The organism is Mucilaginibacter galii, assembly GCF_014635825.1.
GTDB lineage: Bacteria > Bacteroidota > Bacteroidia > Sphingobacteriales > Sphingobacteriaceae > Mucilaginibacter > Mucilaginibacter galii.
The window spans coordinates 1-19,578 of the sequence record NZ_BMDO01000002.1; the positions used below are offsets into that span (position 1 = coordinate 1).

The 19,578-nt window shown below is 40.9% G+C and carries 11 protein-coding genes; 4 read left to right on the forward strand and 7 right to left on the reverse strand.

What is annotated here, in order from left to right; translation table 11 throughout:
* Positions 1-683: 683 nt before the first annotated feature.
* The 3 genes from IEV61_RS05160 to IEV61_RS05170 all read right to left on the reverse strand — a co-directional run bounded on the left by IEV61_RS05160 (position 684) and on the right by IEV61_RS05170 (position 4,516).
* Positions 684-1,301, reverse strand: a complete 618-nt coding sequence (locus IEV61_RS05160; protein ID WP_188414466.1) for a hypothetical protein — start codon at positions 1,299-1,301, stop codon at positions 684-686.
* Positions 1,302-1,429: 128 nt separating this feature from the next.
* Positions 1,430-2,749 carry a sensor histidine kinase gene (locus IEV61_RS05165; RefSeq protein WP_188414468.1) on the reverse strand — a complete coding sequence of 440 codons (1,320 nt, stop codon included), beginning with the start codon at positions 2,747-2,749 and terminating at the stop codon, positions 1,430-1,432.
* Between the two features lie 54 nt (positions 2,750-2,803).
* Positions 2,804-4,516, reverse strand: a complete 1,713-nt coding sequence (locus tag IEV61_RS05170) for a sensor histidine kinase (RefSeq protein ID WP_188414470.1) — start codon at positions 4,514-4,516, stop codon at positions 2,804-2,806.
* A 354-nt stretch (positions 4,517-4,870) separates the two neighbouring features.
* Between IEV61_RS05170 and proA the strand changes: the two genes are divergently transcribed.
* From proA to fucP, 4 genes are all read left to right on the forward strand, one after another.
* Positions 4,871-9,514: an anti-phage protein ProA gene (gene proA / locus IEV61_RS05175; RefSeq protein ID WP_188414472.1), complete on the forward strand. Its 4,644-nt coding sequence runs from the start codon at positions 4,871-4,873 to the stop codon at positions 9,512-9,514.
* Between the two features lie 460 nt (positions 9,515-9,974).
* Entirely contained in the window at positions 9,975-10,238 is a 264-nt protein-coding gene (locus IEV61_RS05180; RefSeq protein ID WP_188414474.1) for a hypothetical protein, read from the forward strand.
* A gap of 37 nt (positions 10,239-10,275) precedes the next feature.
* Positions 10,276-11,172, forward strand: coding sequence for an ROK family protein (locus IEV61_RS05185; RefSeq protein WP_188414476.1), 897 nt, complete (start codon positions 10,276-10,278; stop codon positions 11,170-11,172).
* A gap of 8 nt (positions 11,173-11,180) precedes the next feature.
* On the forward strand, positions 11,181-12,425 hold the full coding sequence (gene fucP, locus IEV61_RS05190; RefSeq protein WP_229747059.1) for an L-fucose:H+ symporter permease: 1,245 nt from the start codon (positions 11,181-11,183) through the stop codon (positions 12,423-12,425).
* 117 nt (positions 12,426-12,542) lie between these two features.
* Here the strand turns inward: fucP and IEV61_RS05195 are convergent, their stop codons facing one another.
* The 4 genes from IEV61_RS05195 to IEV61_RS05210 all read right to left on the reverse strand — a co-directional run bounded on the left by IEV61_RS05195 (position 12,543) and on the right by IEV61_RS05210 (position 19,459).
* Positions 12,543-13,691 (reverse strand): beta-1,2-mannosidase, encoded by a 1,149-nt coding sequence (locus IEV61_RS05195; protein ID WP_188414480.1) that lies wholly within the window; start codon positions 13,689-13,691, stop codon positions 12,543-12,545.
* A gap of 117 nt (positions 13,692-13,808) precedes the next feature.
* Positions 13,809-14,819: a LamG-like jellyroll fold domain-containing protein gene (locus IEV61_RS05200; protein WP_188414482.1), complete on the reverse strand. Its 1,011-nt coding sequence runs from the start codon at positions 14,817-14,819 to the stop codon at positions 13,809-13,811.
* 20 nt (positions 14,820-14,839) lie between these two features.
* Positions 14,840-16,342 carry a RagB/SusD family nutrient uptake outer membrane protein gene (locus IEV61_RS05205; RefSeq protein ID WP_188414484.1) on the reverse strand — a complete coding sequence of 501 codons (1,503 nt, stop codon included), beginning with the start codon at positions 16,340-16,342 and terminating at the stop codon, positions 14,840-14,842.
* Between the two features lie 21 nt (positions 16,343-16,363).
* Positions 16,364-19,459, reverse strand: coding sequence for a SusC/RagA family TonB-linked outer membrane protein (locus IEV61_RS05210; protein WP_188414486.1), 3,096 nt, complete (start codon positions 19,457-19,459; stop codon positions 16,364-16,366).
* Positions 19,460-19,578: the final 119 nt, after the last annotated feature.

Here is a 19,578-nt window from a genome sequence, read left to right on the forward strand (position 1 = left end):
TCAATAACCACTTTTAATAACTAACTTTGAAAACGCTTTTACAGCTCTCGCTGCTATCGTTCGCCAGCTAATCGCCTGGTCACTTTGCCACGGAATTAGGTGGTCAACATCCCCGGAATATCAACTAAAGCGCTTAAATCAATGATTTAGGCGCTTTTTCTTTTTCCAAAGAAACGGTTAGTATCTGGTTAGCATCTGAGACCACAAAATATGCTCACCAAAAACCTTATAATAATCTGTATTAAAAGTGTTTAAATCATTAAACATCTTGACCGAAAATGACGGAACTAACACTTTTGTTTCACTTTTTAAATCATGTGTCATTAGAACCAACATGAATTTGCTTTTCTACCTGAAAAAATGATCAGGTTACAAAAACGATAGGCCTGGACTTTTTTTATTTCCTAAAGCATATGGAAAAAATTCAAGTTGAAGTTAGCAACGATTACGCTAATACTAATTACGGTAAATTGTCACACTTATTGGGCCCAACAACATTTGACAGATCCGAGCATAATGAATGTATAAAGGCTAGCAATATGAAAAGCAGAATAGAAACATCTAACTACTATTCGGCTGGCTTGAGTTCGTGGCGCTCAAATTCACTTATAAAGTAAGTAACATCGCTCCTGTTTGATTAGCAAGGGTAAGTGAAAGACGAATGCTTTATAAATGATTCAAGTTTACTTCGTCTGCTGCGATACGTCCCTAATCAAAAACTGTTCAAATTCGTTATCCAGATCTATGCAACTTTGAACAAGCTTTTCAGCGATTGTTCTTACTTGCTCATTTTCTTCTCCTAATATGGTCAATACTTCCGCTAATCCCATAATGTTCGCCAAAGGACGCCGGATATCATGGGATTGTTGTTGAGCGATGTTGCTTAACGTTTTAGTTAAAAAGCGGATATGTTCTGCACGGGACTCGAAAGCTGTAATATCGTAACCGACGCCGATCACGCCATCTATGTTGCCGTGAGCATCAAAATGTGCTTTGTATTCCCAGTAGGTAATAATATATCCGCCTTTACCGTCCAACTTTCTGAGTGTAGCATTAAAAGTTTGATCGGGTTGTCCTACACATTTATTGTAAGTGATATAACTTAACTCATAATCATCTGGGTGCAGGGCAAGTGCAGCCGACCGGATCTCGGAATGGTTATAGAATGAACTGTGCCGACTGATAAAATGATCATTCATGTAGACATAGTTGGCGCTACTATCAACTTTGACAAGGTAAAAATTTTTGGAGTCAGCTAATAACTGAACTGCCTTTTCATAAGATAAATTTTTAAAATCCATGTAGTATAAGCAATAGAGATTGCTCTTCGAGCATTCAAAACAGACAATAATACAATTTTATCGCTAATCAATTTGATAAGAAAGACGTCATTGTATTATTAAAGGCTAATAGCGCTGAATACTATAGATTATATGTTATGCAACATTACCTTCTGTGGGATCATCGAGCATAAGGGCATGAGCAGGTAAAATGTACTTCCCTCGTTCTCTTTACTGGTAAACCCAATCTGACCACCTTGAATCTCCGTGAATTCTTTGCAAAGTACCAGCCCTAAACCTGCACCTTTTTCTTTCCCTGTCCCGAAGGTGGACTTTGCCGATAAAGAGAACAATCCCGGTTGCTTGAATAGTGGTATACCAGCCCCGGTATCTGTTATTGATAACAGGCAGTTGTCCTCCTTGATTTGTACATCGAAAGAGATTTTCCCACCGGGGTAAGTAAATTTAATCGCGTTGATCGCTAGATTACGGATGACGAGCTGGAGCATGTCCCTGTCGCCTAAAATGCAGATGTGATCACTAAGCTTATAGATGAACTCTATTCCTTTTTCCTCTGCTATGCCCTTCACTAGTTTAAGTGTTTGGTCAAGGGTGTCATACAATCGTAAGTTGGACAATTTGACTTTGACAACTTCCATTTGTCCTTTTGTCCAGGCCAACACATTGGTCAGCAGATAAGCAGTATCCTTCGTGCGGTTCAGCAGTTGCTTCTGGATGCTTAGGCGCTCAGATTCTTCCAGGTTATAATCAGCGAGCAGTTCTAAAAAGCCCTGGATGGATGTTAATGGTTCTTTGAGGTCATGTGCCAGTATCGATAGCAATCGATCCTTAGTTTGATTGCTCTGTTCCAGTGCGGTCTCCTTACGCGAAGATTCGTCTTTCTCGCGGTAAAAAGCATTGCGGATATAGCTAGTGATCAACATTATCATCGCAGCAATGACGATATAAGTGTAACCAAAATCAATCAGTCGGCTTGTAGGCTCAGCATAGGTATTGATTATCTGGTTGGGATAAGTATCCTCATAATACAACAAACCAAAAATTGTTATCACATTCAGCGGTAGCCAGATCCAGTACTGCCAAGCGGGAACAGTAGCCAAAGAAATTAAAAACGATAAAATGAAGATAGCATAGGTAGGACCTGAAATACCAGAATTGTAATAGTAGTTGATAACCAGCAGGGCAATATTGAGCAGTTGAAAAATGACCAAACAGATGTCGTATTTGCCTTTAAACCTGGATAAATAATAAAGTATGCAGACTAGGATAAAGACAAAGAACATCAGTATAGCCAATGCCGGCATATCCATTACATAGTTATATAGCGTATTAGACCCAAGTCCAAGTAACACGACTATGCAAACAGCATGAAAGATCCGGGATTCCAGTGTAGATGCTTCTGGATTACCAACCAAGTGAATCCAGTATTCTTTTAATCGGTGTATCATACTGTTTACCAGATCTGATGAAAAATGATAATGAGCTATTCATTTCACGTTTATTTAAGATTGAATCGTTTGATATAATTTTGATTGTAGTATTGCGCGACCATTTGTTTCAAACTGAGTTTCCTCTTTTTGAAACTTGATGCTGAAAGTGCTTCCAACCTCAGGTATACTATCTGCTTCAATTTGAGCACCCAGAGATTCAAGCTGTGTTTTAACCAGATACAACCCAACCCCTCTTGCGCCGGGATAGTTGTGAAAAGTGGTGTACAAATTAAATAGTTTGGAGCCATATTTTTCCAGGTCTATGCCTCGGCCGTTGTCCTTAAGTTCCAGTACCGTTCGTCCATCGTCGTTTATGTAAGAGTTGATCGTAAGCTGTAGCTGTTTATGGGTATTGCGGTATCGGATTGCGTTGGACACTAATTGTTCTATAATACTTTGCAGGTATACCTTAGAAAAATACACCTGCGGTATGCCTAAGTTACAGGATATTTGGATGTTAATACCATCAAATTGGGTACTTATCGCCCGTAACGATTCGCTGATCTCATAATAAAGGTTTAATATTTCCTGCTCCATAACTTGATCACGGGCTTGGATGACATCTGCCAGATCATCTAAGGTAGTAGTTAAAGCTTTAGTTACTTGTCTCGTCATAAAGAGAAGATCAAGGTTTCCTTTATCGAGGTTTTCCGTACTCACCATATCGGTTAAAGCAGATAAGTTACTGGTATGATTGCGTATGTTATGTGACAGTACGTAACTGAAGTTTTTAAGCTGCTGCTTTTTTTCTTTCGTTACTGTTAATGCTGAAGTTAAGGCAAGTTCATGACTCTTGTAACGGTCAATGTCCATAAGTATCCCTCTGAGTTTAATTACTTCACCGGTTTCATTCTTAACAGGTTCACCGGTATGCCTGACCCAAACCATTTTTCCGCCTTGTGTCAAGGTTTGTACTTCGAGGTCCCATTTTTCACCAGCTGTGATTGCTCTATTCATAGCCTGCTCCAAACTTTCTGTATAAGGGTCTGGATAATACGAAGCGATGTCATCCTCATATATATTACGGTCATAGGGAAGTTCCAGGATATCATAAACGGTTTTTGACCAGGTGCGTTTCCCGGAAACCAAATCTAGTTCCCATCCACCTACACAAGCAATTCTACCGGCCTCGGACAAAAGAAACTCATTAGCCGCTAACCGTTCTTCAGTAACCTTCCGTTTATCAATCTCTGCTTCCAGGTCGGTTAAGGAGCGCAGCCGTAAGATAGAAGGGAATACCCGGTATATCTGATATACCGTGGCTAAGGATATTACCGCGGTTGCTAAACGCAGGAGTGCACTGAAGCGGTATGCTGGCCACCAAAAAATAAGTGCATCGGCAAAGTGTGTTAAGCCGCAAAGCATAATAAAACCTATAAAGAATAAAAATATGCGATGAAAGGGAATATCCGGCCTCTTTCTAAGTAAGCGGTAAAGGAGAAAAGGAATGGCAAAGTAAGCCGCCCAAATAGCGATATCAGAGACAATATAAAGCCAGCCATGAAAGTCTGTCCAGTTCCCGCAATGCCACCGGGCAGGGAAATCAGCAGTACTAAATATCTTATTAAAGAAATCAAGTATTTGATTACTTATAGCAATATGGGGCGGGGCAGCAACAGCAGGTATTGGCTGTCCACACATTGGGCCACAGGAAGATGGGAAGTTTAGAGATGACGCGGTATTTGCCTGTATCGTAGCGTCACCGGCGATAGGAGTTGTTAACATATGTTGTGATGAAGGGAGTGCTTGAATACCCCCTTCGTGTAATTAGGGGTAGATACGTGTTTAAACTTCTTTAAGTTACGTTATGTGAAAATAAACAAACAGGTTGTATTCTTACTTGATAAATTCAAGCTTAGAATTGATAATATTAGCCTTAACAATGAAATAATATTTTCCGGATTTTTTTTATTTGTAAATTATTCGGGAAGGTTGCGAGGCATTAAGTTTTCTAATCAACGGCTGTATGTGAAGCTGTTTGTTTTCCATACTTGGGATAAATGATACATCAAATTCAAATAGCTGAATTTAAGTTCGTGTAGTATTTTTTAATAAATTAGAGCTCTTATAAACCCTGTAATGCAAGAAACTATACTTCCTAAATTAGAAGCCTCAAGAAAAGAACTTTTAGATCTTGGGATGCGCAACACTTTACTTAATTATAAGAGTCCAAAAGCAAGAGGCCTTCATATTGTACAAGAGCAGTCTAGTAGCATATTTAATATTCTTGTACGGCAAAATAAAGCCATGACATTTCTTGGTCGTCCGGGAAAAGAAGAGGATGAAACATTGTTTGAACTTCCTGCACTTAGCGAACCGGAATTGCAGGATGCTTATAATGATACCCGGCTTCAGACCAATGATACAGAACAAAAGCTGCAAACCAAAATACTCAATACCTACTATTTCGCAAAAACTAGTATTGAAGAGCAGGGATTGAACATATTGTACCTTTCGATGGGAATGCTCAATTGGTTTGAAAAGGGGAATACGGAAGAATGCAGGTTAGCACCTCTGATTTTAGTACCAGTAACTTTGGAGCGTTCAAGTGCAAACGAGCGCTTTCGCTTACGCTACTCAGGAGCGGAGATAGGAGCCAATTTGTCCTTACAGGCTAAAATGATGGTCGATTTTAACATTACCATTCCGGATCTTCCCGAGCAGGAAGAACTGGACCTTAGCAGCTACATAAATGATATAGCGCACCGCATAGGGCATCAGGAGAATTGGAAAGTAGATACAGATGCAATAGAGCTAGGCTTTTTTTCATTTGGTAAGTTCATGATTTATCACGATCTGGACAGCACTAAATGGCCCGATGCAAAAAAGCCATATAATAATACTATCCTTCAATCGCTATTCGGTGGCGGGTTTATGGAACCGCAGCCTTCAGTTGGAGAAGACCACTATCTGGATACTGAGACTAATGCTAATGAACTATTACATGTAGTTGATGCAGACAGCTCACAGGTAATTGCAATGCTTGCTGTACATGAGGGGCGAAATATGGTTATCCAGGGACCTCCCGGTACCGGCAAATCTCAGACCATAACTAACCTTATTGCTAATGCTGTGGGAAATGGTAAAAAAGTATTGTTTGTAGCTGAGAAAATGGCGGCGTTAGAAGTGGTGAAACGAAGGCTTGACAATATTAATCTTGGCGAAGCATGCTTAGAATTGCATAGCCATAAAGCAAATAAGCGAGAACTTCATGATGGGCTTAAGAAAGTCCTTGAACTGGGAAAACCCACATTAGCGCATCTTGAAGAAGAAGTAAAAATTTTAGGTTCCCTGATCAATGAATTGAATACATATTGCAGTGAAGTTAACTCCCAAATAGCACAGAGTGGACATTCAGCGCAGGAGGTAATTGGAGAACTGCTCAAAATATCAGGATCCTATAAAAATTATAAATTCCCACGATTGCTAATTGAGGATCTTTCTGCCTGGACTGTTTCTAAGATGAAAACAGCGGAGTTATTGTCCGAGCAAATACAGACGAGGCTTACAAAGATAGGCCAGCCGGAAAAGCTTTTATTTCATGGTACTTCTTTAACTATTTTTTTACCAAGGGACGAAGAAATTACAAAAGAATATTTAACTGCGGCTATTAATAGCACAACGGATTTGCTCAAATCAGGAGAGGATATAGCAGCCTCTCTGTTACTTCCTCTTCCTATAGATATAGCATCTATTGTAAAAGTAGCTGAAATAGCAACATTAGCTTCAAAAAATCCGGGTACTGCCTCAATGGCTATTAATGACAGTGCCTGGCTTAATCATCAGGCAGATATTAAAGACCTATTTGAAGCAGGTATCCGCCTATCTGAATTACGCCAAAAATACGACCCGCTGTTTATCCCCGAAGCATGGGAACAGAATGTGCTCGAAATACGGCAAAATTTAGTAGCCCATGGAGGAAAGTGGTATAAGTTTTTAATAGGCGATTATAAAAAGAGCGTTAAACAACTGGCTGGTTTGCTAAATACATCTATGCCAGATGACCTGGATAATAAACTGGTGTATGTTACAGCTTTAATGGACGGAAAGCGCTTAGCTGCTTCAATACAATCTTTAGAGCCTCTTGCACAAAGGCTTTTTGGAAACCAATGGCAAAAGTTACGCAGTAACTGGCAGGTACTTAAAGATGCATCGGTCTATCTGCAATCGGTACATCAGGCAATCCAACAGGAAAAAATACCAACGGCTTTTCTTTCTTATCTTGATAAAAATGATTCTACGGAAATAGCTGGTAAAAATGCAGTCTTATTAAAAGAAAATCTAACTAAGCAACACGAAATTATAGCAACACTTTTAAATAAGATGGGCTATAATGATCCGCTTTTTACAAATAACTCATTATTGGAACAACTCACTGTACTACAAAAATGGTTTACCGACTTACCTGAGATTCATGAGGCTGTATCATGGAATGTACTCAAAGAAAATATTGTGAAACAAGGTGCCAATTACCTTTTAACGGCGATAGAGGGTTGGCCGGACGCATCTCTTCATTTACAAACAGCGCTCAAAAAAACATGGTATGACTATCTTATAGAACAGGCTATGGTCAATAACCCTGCCTTAAGAAAATTTGAGCGTTCCAGCCATGAAGAAGTGATAGAGAAATTTAAAAAGCTGGATATCCTAAACCAATATTACAACAGGGCAAAAGTTGCACTCAAGCATTGGGAGGGCGTCCCTAAGCAAGAAGGTGGCGGCCAGATCAATATCCTCAGGAGTGAATTTAACCGTAAAGCCAGGCACATGCCTATACGAAGGTTAATGCAGGAAGCAGGATTGGCCATACAGGCGATTAAGCCGGTTATCATGATGAGCCCGATGTCTATCGCTAACTTTCTCCCTCCAGATAGTATTGAGTTTGACCTTGTGATATTCGATGAAGCGAGCCAGGTACGCCCGGTTGATGCATTAGGAGCAATATTAAGAGGCAAACAAATTGTTGTTGTAGGCGATACAAAACAAATGCCGCCAACCAGTTTCTTTGATAAGATGAACACCGAGACTGATGATGAGGAAAATGTAACGGCAGACATGCAAAGCATTTTAGGAATGTGTGATGCGCAAGGAACTCCTCAGCGCATGTTGCGCTGGCATTACCGCAGCAGGCACGAATCTTTAATCAGCTTGTCTAACCAGGAATTCTATGAGAACAAACTGGTAATTTTTCCAAGCCCGGGCTCCAAATACAGAATGGGGCTTATCTTTCACCATCTCCCGGATACATATTATGATAAAGGTAAAACACGGACTAACCCTAAAGAAGCAGAAAAAGTAGCTGATGCCGTTATTGAACATGCACTGCAGTATCCAAAGCTTAGCTTGGGCGTGGTTGCCTTTAGCACTGCCCAAATGCAGGCCATACAAAATGCTCTTGAAATAAGGAGAAGGATGAACCCTGATGTTGAAAATTTCTTCAGGAGCCATACTGATGAACCATTTTTTGTAAAAAATCTTGAGAACGTGCAGGGTGATGAAAGGGATGTAATCTTTATAAGTATAGGCTATGGAAGGTTAGAAGATGGGAAAGTCCCGATGAGTTTTGGCCCTTTAAATAATGAGGGCGGTGAACGCAGGTTAAACGTACTCATAACGAGGGCAAAAAGCCGTTGCGAGGTGTTTACCAATATAACAGCTAGCGACATTACACCGGGACCTAATGCTAAATTTGGTATTCGCTCCCTTAAAAGCTTCCTATACTTTGCAGAGCATGGCAAGTTTGAAAGCGACAAAGAAGTTATTGAGGTAAAACATCAACCCTTTGAACAGGTTGTTGCAGATAGCCTTCGAAATGAAGGATATACTGTAAGGGAAAAAATAGGATCTGCAGGTTTTTATATTGATTTAACAATTGTAGATAATAATAACCCAGGAAGGTATTTGTTAGGGATAAGCTGCGATGGTAAATCGTATGCTTCGGCGAAATCAGCGCGTGACCGTGATCGCCTTAGAAATGCAGTACTGGAGGGTATGGGCTGGAAATTGTACAATGTTTGGAGTACCGATTGGTTCCGAAACCCTTCAAAAGAGTTACGCTTATTAATAGCTACTATTGAAAAAGCCAAAGTAGAGGTAGAGCACAATGATGCTATTGAAGAGGAAATGCAGGAAGAGCTAAAAAGCCTTATACGCGAAGCTCCACAAGAAATAACGATATTATTGCCTACTTATCAGTCTGCAATACTATCAAAAGAAATAGCCGGAGGTGAATTGCATTTGTTTCCTTTAGGAAAATTAAGCAAGTGGATTGAAGACGTAGTAAAGGTGGAAAGCCCTGTGCATTTTGAAGAAATGGCACGAAGGATAGCTGATTCAAATGGCATATCAAAAATAGGCAGCCGGGTACGCGCCACACTTGTAGAAGCCTGTGACTATGCTGCCAAAATGGGCATTATTGTAAAGAAAGGAGATTTCTTATGGTATCCAGAAATGCAGGTTCCTTATATAAGAGAAAGAAGCTCCCTGCCGTCCAGTGCTCGTAAAATTAGCCTTATATCTCCTGAAGAAATTAATTTAGCCATTAAAAAAGTGGTAGAAAATTCAATAGCCATACAAGCAGACAATGCAGTGCCTCTCATTGCTAAACTATTCGGATTTGGCAGGGTGACTGAAGACATGCGCAAATATCTTATTGAATCAATCGACAATGCGTTAATTAACAAGATTATAGTCAAAGAAAATGATTTTTTGAAATGTGTTTAGCGTATCTGATTAAAGAAATTCAGCAACAACAGTCACAGTTAATCAACGGCTTAAAATCTATACTATGCAGTTGTTGATCTGGGCGTTGGAACTATTGTAAACTTAATGCGAGTAATTTGGAAATCACTTTTTTCTCAAAAATTAAAATATTGAAAATAAAGGTTTTAAATGGATGGTTTGCTGTTTCGTCCGCTCCGCTAAAAGGGTGTCAAAACCTACCCAGCGCATTTAAATCATAAATTTAGGTTCTTTTTTTATACCATAAGCGCCCGTTTCATACCAAGAAAAATGATAGGGAAAATTCTAAAGGTTTTAGGTCATCTTCTGGACAAACAAAGCAAAAGCAGACAGCAATAGCTTCGTTTCCCTGTACGCAAAGGGTTACTGTAGAAGGTAAAAGAGGCGAAATACCTCTTAAAAAGAATTTGAATCTCGAAAATGGAACGCACGTACCGGTTTTATGAAAGGCAGCGGTGGCAAAGTGCGGGTTACTACATTTATATTAACGAGGTGGGCAACGAATTATGATCCGTTGGTAAGTAAAGTGCACATCACAGGAACAAGCATTTGGACTGTGATGAAAATAATAATTGCCATGTTAGCAAATGACGAAGCCCTAAAGCTTGCCATTACCAATTTTACTGAAAATAACCCCTGTGAACAGGAAAAAACTGGTAAAACTACGTGCATTTTAACCATCGAAAATATTGCTAAAACCATTTAGTAGGTCTATATTTGTTAGACGTTATAAAACCTTCCAGATGTTTTTCATAAATTCTAACAGATATATATTAGGAGCCGACATTGGCGGATCGCACATTACTGCTGCCATAATAGATGGCAAGGAGCATAAAATTGTTGATGACACAATAGTTAGAATGCCTGTTGATCCTTCTGCTGTTTCAAGCGTTATTTTAGATACGTGGGCGGAAGCCATAACACAAGTTTTACACAAAGCGGCTGATGCCAAACCTGGGTTTTTAGCGTTCGCCATGCCCGGTCCATTCAATTATAGAGACGGCATTTCATTGATTAAGGGTTTACATAAATATGATCTTTTGTATGGCATAAATGTAAAAGACTATTTGAGTGAACACTTGAATTTACCGCCTCATTGTATTGGGTTGGTTAATGATGCACAAGCTTTTTTAGAAGGTGAGATCAGAGTAAATGGCTATGATAAATTAAAAAAAACTTTAGGTGTTACACTTGGTACTGGTTTGGGTACAGCCATTAGTTATAACGGCAACACTAACGATATGAATTTTGCAATGTTGCCATTTTTAAATGGATTTGCCGAAGAATATCTATCTACCAGGTGGTTTGTGAGTAAATATAACCAGCTATCAGGTCAAACAGTGAGTAATGTTAAAGATATGCTGATGCAGGAACAGTACACTGTTATAGATGCTGTATTTGAAGAATTTACTCACAATTTCTCACAATTTCTTGTTTCTGTGATTAACCAGGAAAGTATAGAGGTTGTAATTATTGGCGGCAACATTGCTAAAGCTGAAGATAGATTTTTGACCACCTTAAAAAATGATCTGAACAAAAATGGTGTACTTACCAAACCGTGTAACATACTTATAGCTAATGTAGGCGAGTTATCGGCCATGATAGGTGCTGCCTTACAACTTAACGAGAATATTATTTAAACAAAATGATTAGTCAAAAACCTGCTTTCACCGAGAAGAAGTTTGTTATCCTTATAACCTTTGCTACCGCATTGTTCTTGCTTTGGGGCCTTCTGCATGCAATGAGTGATGTATTAAACAAACATTTTCAAAACGTGCTAAATTTATCTAAATCCAAATCGGGCCTTATACAGTTATCTGTGTTTGGCGCATACTTTCTAATGAGCGTACCAGCTGGTATGTTCATGAAGCGCTTTGGTTACAAGTATGGTATCCTGTTTGGGTTGGCGCTGTTTGCATGCGGTACATTCTTATTTGTTCCGGCGGCTAATGCCCAATCGTTTACTTATTTCCGAATCGCTTTATTTATATTGGGCTGTGGTATGGCCACGCTCGAAACGGTTGCACATCCTTTTGTTGCTTCATTGGGCGACCAGCGCACCAGCGATCAGCGTCTTAACTTTGCCCAATCATTTAACGCCGTTGGCACTATTATAGGTCCGTTTTTAGGGTCATACTTTCTACTTAAATCGGCAAGCACCGTAACAAGCAGCACTAGCCTCGATTCGGTCAAAACATTGTACATCTGCATTGGGTGCTGCATACTTTTTATTGCGGTATGCTTTGCATTCATTAAAGTGCCCGACTTAACCGACCCGCACGCCGTAACCCCAGCCGATAGCCAGGAAGCGTTGAATATAGATACCGAAAAAGAGCAGGGATTAATTCAACACCGTCATTTTATAGCAGCCGTAGTGGCCCAGTTTTTCAATGTTGCCGCACAGGCAGGTACCTGGGCTTACTTCATTAATTACGGTGTAGATGTAATGCATTATAATGATGAAAAAGCGGCAAACTTTATGGTACTTTTTATGGCATTTATGGCATTTGGACGTTTTGTAGGAACTTACTTAATGAAGTTTATTGCCCCCAATGTGTTACTGGCCATATTTTCTGTTGGAAGTATTTTGGCTTGCCTTGTTGTTGCTCAAAGTTGGGGTTGGGTATCTTATGGTGCGCTTTTCATGGTTAACTTCTTTTTTAGCATCATGTTTCCAACCATATTTAGCCTGGGATTAAAGAACCTTGGCAAACACACGCAGCAGGCGTCCTCATTTATCTCTATGGGTGTTGTTGGTGGCGCTGTATTTCCATTAATTATGGGGTTAGTAGCTAACAAAAATGTAGCGCATGCCTATTACCTACCCATCATCTGTTACAGCGTTATATTATTATTTGCCATCCGCTTTTACAAAGTGAGGCATCAGGCATAAGCACATAATTAACGTGCAATTCCGTAGGATTACAAGATCTGTAGAGTTGTTAACATAAGTAACCAAAAAGGGCCGAACTAATTAGTTCGGCCCTTTTTGGTATGGTAATTTGTGAAGTTAATTGATAGGATCGGGCGCCGAAGGGTGAGCCGGATCATATACCGCAACACCTACACGTGAGTCGGCACAGCCATAGTATAAGAACCATTTTTTCTTGAAATACACCATACCTTCAATAAATACGGTTCCGGCCGGATACTGTCCGCTTTTTTCAAAACTTTCCATAGGCCTCAAAAATGGTACATCTAACCGTGTAATAAACTTTGACGGGTCGGCTTTGTTAAACAAGGCTTGGCCGGCGCAATATGTATTTGAATTAAATCGCTTATCGCCATCGTCGCCAGCTTTATTTTTGCCGTTATAAAATAAAACAATGCCTTTCGAGGTGAGTAAGGCAGGTGGACCGCATTCTGTTAATTCACTATCGAAGTATCCTTTCCGTGGCGAAAAGAGTTCTTTGAGAGAACCGTCGTTGTTCACCACCGGCAACCAGTCTACCAGGTTCGTAGAGGTAGCCGCGTATACATGCAGTTCGCCCCAATACATCCAGTACTTGCCATTAATTTTGGTAACCACTTGTTTGCCGTTTACTACCTTAGTTAATATCGATGCCGATTTATGTGGTACGTTTACAAATTTACCTTGATAAGCATCTTCAAAAATAGGCCCATGCTTAGTCCACTTTTTTAAATCTTTAGATGTAGCAACACCTAAACGGGGCACATCACGGTTCCATTGTGTGTAAAACACCACGTAAGTACCATTGACTGTTACAGCAAGGCGCGGGTCTTCGCAGCCACCAGGCCATTCGTATTTCTTCTGATTATCATTAGCCGGATAAAAAACAGGTTTGGTGCTACGGTTAAAATGATAACCGTCTGCGCTGGAAGCATAACCTAAACGTGAGGTACGAAAACCTATGCCGATACCATAACGGTCTTCTGCACGGTATAACACCACTACTTTGTTCTTGTATAGAGCTGCCCCGGGGTTAAACGTATCATTAGCTTCCCAGGCCACCTGCTTTTGCTGAATAGGGTCGTAAAAGGTAGCTGTGGTATCGGGCTTGATGATGGGGTTAAGCCCGACGGGACGCTTAAAGCCACCCATAGCCCATTTAGGCAGTTTATTTTCCTGTGCATAAACCCCTGCCGGAATTAGCAAAGCAAGAACTGCTATTTTAACGAATATTATGATTTTTTTCATAGCGTTTAATGCATACAAGCATGCCTGCTTTTAAATAAAAAGCCCATACCAGTAGGCCTAAACAAAAACGTTCACAGGCTACCGGTATGGGGTTAATAGTTTTAATATAGCCAGCGATTATGGTTGCTCAGTGGTGTAAATAGACAACACTTCTGCATCGGTTAAAGCACGGCTGTAATAACGGATATCATCCATCGCACCTCTGAAGTACGACTGCCCTTTTAAACTTTTTGGTAAATTTTGACCAATCACCAAATTAACAGGCGTAGGCAATGTTACAGGCGTGCCGGTTACAGCAGCCGTTTTTACCAATTTATCGTTTACATAAAACTTCATCGTTCCGTTTATATAAGATACGCCAATGTATGTCCAAACATCTTGAGGAACAACACCAGGATTGCTATCTACATCACGATAACCGTCGTCAACGTGAAGGGTTAAAAACATGAAGTTGCTGCCCTGTAACTGGAACTTGAATCCGTTGTAAGAGTTTAAAGCGATCATATAGTTGTCCGGGTTAGTTTCACGGCGTTTCACCCACATGGTAATAGTAAACTCTTTCGGGTTAAGATCAGTAGTATAAGGTATTTCAATGTTAGAACCGTTTGCAAAATCGAACGCGCTGTTGGCCGCGTTGTAACGGTCGGCAACCAATTTAGGCAAAGTATTACCATCGGTGGTTGAGTTGATATAACCCGTCATTAGTATACCATTATGGCCATGACCGGATACGTCGTTTGCGTTACCTGTAAAGTCCCATTTAGCAATCAGGTTATCCGAAGATACATCCTGAATCTGTCTTGATTTAAAAACACCTAAAGCCCGGTTCAAATTGGCGGTTGCGTTATCAACTTCACGCTGACTGTATTGCGTAGCGTTTTTTGTTGCTGTAGCTAAATCAATTGCTTTCTTAAGGTCCGCACGCGAACCTACCGAATATAATCCAGCTCTTTTACCTTCAGTTGAGTTAGTGTACAAAGCAGTTGCTGCATCAATGGCTGTGCTGATCGTAGCCTTATCCGAGGCGGCCGGTTGCTGCGTATTAGCATCTTTTTTGCAGGAACTAATACAGCTAAGCAATACAATTAATATTGCCCATGTGCAAGAATATTTGATGTATGTTTTCATTACTTAAACTTTAATATGGGTTATAAACCTTTGTTTGTAGAGCGTTCGCTTGCAGGAATAGGGAAAAACCTGTTATTGTTATAATTGAAATTAGGCTTATCGCGCAGTGCGTTGCTGGCATAAGTACTACCATACCGTATAATGTCAAAATAACGCTGAAACTCCAGTGCAAGCTCTGAGCGCCTTTCACGACGTATAATATCACGCAGCTGTGTTTGGCTGGTTGTAGTTACATCCGGTAACAAGCCTGCCGGAACCGTGCCTGCGCCAGTTAGTGTATTATCATACAAATAGCTTTCCCTTGCTCTTTTTCTTACTTTGTTTAACGGAATTAATGCAGCCGTGCTATTTCCACTCTCATTAAGCGCTTCTGCTTCAATCAGCAAAACATCGGCAAAGCGTATGGCCTCTACATTAAGGTTACCATCTCCGCGGGTTGCGGCAGGAATTTCTGTAAGCGGCTGTATTTGCTTCTTGGTCACATAACCTGTTGATGTCCAGCTGGGATCGAATGGAGTGCCAAAAAATGATTGACCTGCTCTGCCCACGGTATAATCAAGCCTTGGATCAACTACGCCTGAGGCTGTTTTCTCAAAATTATCAACCAGACTTTGAGTGGGTAAAAAGAACCCGTAACCATTTAATGCACCACGTGGTGCAAAAGACTGGTTCAAGCCATTGCCTTGCTTTGGGTTTAACCCTGCAGTGTGCAGTATAGAAAATATAGCTTCCGTGTTATTTTTAGTGGTGGCACTAAAATTATCTGTAAATTTTGGAGTAAGCGAATAAATACCAAGCGCTTCTACCTGTTGTGCAGTGGCTGCGGCTTGTGCGTACTTTTGTTCAAAAAGATAGCTTTTAGCCAGTAATGCAAGAGCTGCACCTTTAGTAACCCGGCCTAAATCGGCACCCGACCAAGTACTGGGCAGTGCTGCTGAGGCCTCCGTACAGTCTTTCTCAATTTGTGCAAAAATCTGAGTCTGAGGTACTATTGGTGATTGTGTATTATCGGCTGTGGCAACGTTTAACCTCAGGGGTATATTACCGTAGCAATTAGTAAGTATAAAATAATAATACGCCCGTAAAAACTTAGCCTGAGCGGTAATAAGTGTTCTGCTGGCTTCGGGGATAGCGGTGTTGGCATTAGCAAGTCCGTTGAGCACAAAGTTGGCCTTTAATACGCCATCGTAATATCTGGCCCACACACCTTCAACAGCCGAATTGTTGTTTAATATGTTAAACACATCAATTTGATCATAATCGGCCTGGTCGCCCGGTAAGCCACCTTTAACGGCATCGTCCGAAGATACGTCACCCAACACCCATATCGGATTTCCAGTGCCGCTTACAAAAGTAAGGGGTACATAGGCTGCGTTAACTGCTGCATTGGCATTGGCAACCGAAGTAAAGTATTTGTCTTGAGGATAATCGCCAAGAACCGGTTGATCGAGTATTTTTTTACAACTCGCTGCAGAAAGCAGTATTCCTGCTGATAAAGCGATGTATATATATTTTTTTAGCATAATTGTTAAATTTAGAGGCAATTAAAAATTAGCGTTTATACCAAAGGTGATGGTGCGCGCCGATGGATAGGTACCAAAGTCTATACCTACAGCTCTTACACCATCGCCCAATGAATTGTTGTTAACGGCAATTTCTGGGTCTATACCGGTGTACTTGGTTACAGTAAACACGTTTTGTACGCTGGCAAACACCCGCATGTTAGATATTTTAAAACGGTTAATGAGCTTAGAGTTAAAGGTATAACCTGCCTGCACATTTTTAAGTCTCAAATAAGATCCGCTTTCTAAAAAGCGGGTAGAGGGCTGCTTATTGTTAACCGCACCGTTCCATGACAAACGCGGAAATTCGTTAGTGCTGCCTTCGCCGGTCCAGCTTTGTGTGGCTATACGCTCGGTAATGTTAAACGCACGGTAGAAGCCTTCAATATCTGTATTAATCTGGTTGTAAATTTTATTGCCGTTCACACCCTGAAAAAACAAGCTTACATCAAACCCACTATATGAAAAATTAGTAGTTAATCCGTAAGTGAATTTAGGAATAGGGCTGCCTACATAGCTGCGATCATTAAAATCTATAATTCCGTCAGGTACACCGTTCGGGCCGCTAATGTCTTTAAACATAACATCGCCGGGCTGTATGCCAGGGCCTTGGTAAGCATGAGTAAACACCTGTTGGGCATTTTGGAAGATCCCCTCTTGCTGTAAAAGGAAAAAAGAGCCTATAGGCTGGCCTACTCCAGTTTGTGTGGCATAATAATTATTATCGATACGGCCACCAACCAGCGGACTGCCGCCTGCTAATGAAGTTACCCGGTTTTTAATTGTTGCAAAGTTGCCAAGTACCTCATACTTAAATTTATTCATGCTGCCCCTATAACTAAGCTCAAATTCAAACCCCTCATTGCGCACACCGCCCGAATTAACATTGGCACTGCTTACGCCGCCTGCACTGGTAGGTAGCTGCGGTGGCAACAATAGGCCCTTGGTGTTTTTGCGGTAATAGTCTGCCGAAAACGATAACTTATTATTAAATAAACCTAAATCTAAGCCAATATCTGCTTGTGTCTGGGTTTCCCATTTTACCATAGGGTTGCCTAACAATACTATAGAGTTTCCCTGATTGCTTGCACCGTTAAAGGGATAAAAATTAACCTGGCGTACTAACGTAGCATAATCATAGTCGCCAATTGACTGATTACCCAGAGAGCCAAGGCCTGCACGCAATTTTAACAGCGATATTGGTTTTACATTTTTCAAGAACTCTTCCCGATCAATGCGCCAGCCTACTGAACCACCATAAAAATTACCGTAGCGGTCAGATGGGTCTAAGCGTGAGGAGCCGTCGCGTCTTACATTAAAGGCAGCTAAGTATTTATCTGAAAAGGTATAGTTAACCCTTGCAAAAAGTGAACTTAATGCCCAGTGGGTTTGACCACCACCGTTTTGTTGTATTCCTAATCCGTTACCTAAGTATTGAAACTCGCTGCTTTGATTCGGATAGTTAGTACGCGAGCCGCCTAACGAGGTAGAGTTGCTTTTTATAATTTCGGTACCTGCTAAAAATGTAAACACATGTTTTTTAGCCAGGGTTAAATTATAAGTAGCTGTGTTTGTCCAGTTATAATCAAAGTAGTTATTATTTGATTGCGCCAGGCTGTTTGGCGAGTTTAAAAAGCGATCAATACCCCAGGTAGCAAAAAATTGCTTGTAATCAACTATGCGGAAATTGGTTCCGAAATCGGTACGTATCTTTAAGTTTTTAATCGGATTAATTTCCAGGTAAACGTTTCCTAATAAGGAGTAGGTGTTAAAATTGCGGTCATAATTGTCTGCAAAGCCTACCGGGTTAAGTCCGTCTCCAAAAAATTCAGGGTTTGTAGGGATGTCTACAAATTGCCCGTTGGCATTGTAAACGGGTGTAGCCGGTGTTCTGAACAAGGCATAACGCAGAACGCTTGCACCAGGGTTACCATCGCCAAAACCATCGCCCGATGTACCTACCTGCCTGTTTTTCGAATAGCCTAAATTCATATTCACGCCTACCGTAAATATCTTAGATATGTTACTGTTTATAGCCGTGCGTAAGTTAAGACGATCGAAAGAAGAGTTTTTGATCAATCCATTTTGTTTAAAATAGTTGGCCGATACAATATAAGTAGTGTTTTCGCCGCCGCCACTTAACGAAACCTGCGCATTGGTAATAGGAGCAGGCTTTAACACCTCGCGCTGCCAGTCAACATCGGGCAACGCACCAATTATGTTGGCCGGAATAGCTGCACGACCATCGTTAGCTGCGGCAGTATTGTATGCGACTACGTATTGTTGTGTATTAGCCATCTTAACAAGGTGTTGCGAAGTTTGCACACCAGTGTACGCATTTACATTGATTTTTGGCGTACCAGTCTTGCCTTTTTTAGTGGTTACAAGAACCACCCCGCTAGCCGCACGGGCACCATATATAGCAGCCGAGGCGGCATCCTTGAGTACGCTAATGCTTTCAATGTCGTTTGGCGAAATTTGATTGATACCATTTGGTGTAGGCACCCCATCAATTACATATAAGGGATTGTTGTCACCAATGGTTCCAATTCCCCTTATGCGTACACTGATAGCATCGCCGGGTGCACCGGTTTGTTGGGTAACCGCCACGCCTGCAGCTTTACCTTGCAAAATCTGATCGGCCCCGCCAACAGGCAGGTTGGCAATATCGCTGCTTTTTACAACGGCCACTGCGCCGGTAAGGTCAACCTTGCGTTGCGTTCCATAACCTACTACCACTACATCGTTAAGCGATGTAGTAGATGCAACAAGATTGATGGTCATTTCCTTACTAAAATCGGCGGGAATACTCACCGGATCGTAACCAACGTACTTAATATCAAGTATTGCACCGTCCGGGGCGTTAATACGGAAAATACCGTTAACATCGGTAGTGGCACCACCGGTGCCGCCTTTTACCTGTACCGTAGCACCAATAATGTTTTCTTTGGTTTGGCTGTCTATTATCCGGCCGGTAACCGGTTTAGTTTGTGCCTGGCTGCGTAGCGCCAAACAGCACATGAAAAGAAAACAGCCTATGGCTATCCTCCATTCCTTTTTAAGTGTAAAAATCATCATAAGCAAATTTTAATGAAGTAAAGTGAATTATAGGGTTATTCAGATTAATAGTGATAAAGTTTATCCTGAATTGGTAAAAGGCGTTATTAAGTAACCCGCAGGTTGTCCTGATGAATTAT

What these genes read in the sequence shown, in the direction of transcription:
- proA (WP_188414472.1), top strand. Translation starts at nt 4,871, where the DNA reads ATGCAAGAAACTATACTTCCTAAATTAGAAGCCTCAAGAAAAGAACTT.
- IEV61_RS05170 (WP_188414470.1), bottom strand. Translation starts at nt 4,516, where the DNA reads ATGTTAACAACTCCTATCGCCGGTGACGCTACGATACAGGCAAATACC.
- IEV61_RS05200 (WP_188414482.1), bottom strand. Translation starts at nt 14,819, where the DNA reads ATGAAAACATACATCAAATATTCTTGCACATGGGCAATATTAATTGTA.
- IEV61_RS05205 (WP_188414484.1), bottom strand. Translation starts at nt 16,342, where the DNA reads ATGCTAAAAAAATATATATACATCGCTTTATCAGCAGGAATACTGCTT.
- IEV61_RS05185 (WP_188414476.1), top strand. Translation starts at nt 10,276, where the DNA reads ATGTTTTTCATAAATTCTAACAGATATATATTAGGAGCCGACATTGGC.
- IEV61_RS05210 (WP_188414486.1), bottom strand. Translation starts at nt 19,459, where the DNA reads ATGATGATTTTTACACTTAAAAAGGAATGGAGGATAGCCATAGGCTGT.
- IEV61_RS05180 (WP_188414474.1), top strand. Translation starts at nt 9,975, where the DNA reads ATGAAAGGCAGCGGTGGCAAAGTGCGGGTTACTACATTTATATTAACG.
- IEV61_RS05165 (WP_188414468.1), bottom strand. Translation starts at nt 2,749, where the DNA reads ATGATACACCGATTAAAAGAATACTGGATTCACTTGGTTGGTAATCCA.
- IEV61_RS05160 (WP_188414466.1), bottom strand. Translation starts at nt 1,301, where the DNA reads ATGGATTTTAAAAATTTATCTTATGAAAAGGCAGTTCAGTTATTAGCT.
- IEV61_RS05195 (WP_188414480.1), bottom strand. Translation starts at nt 13,691, where the DNA reads ATGAAAAAAATCATAATATTCGTTAAAATAGCAGTTCTTGCTTTGCTA.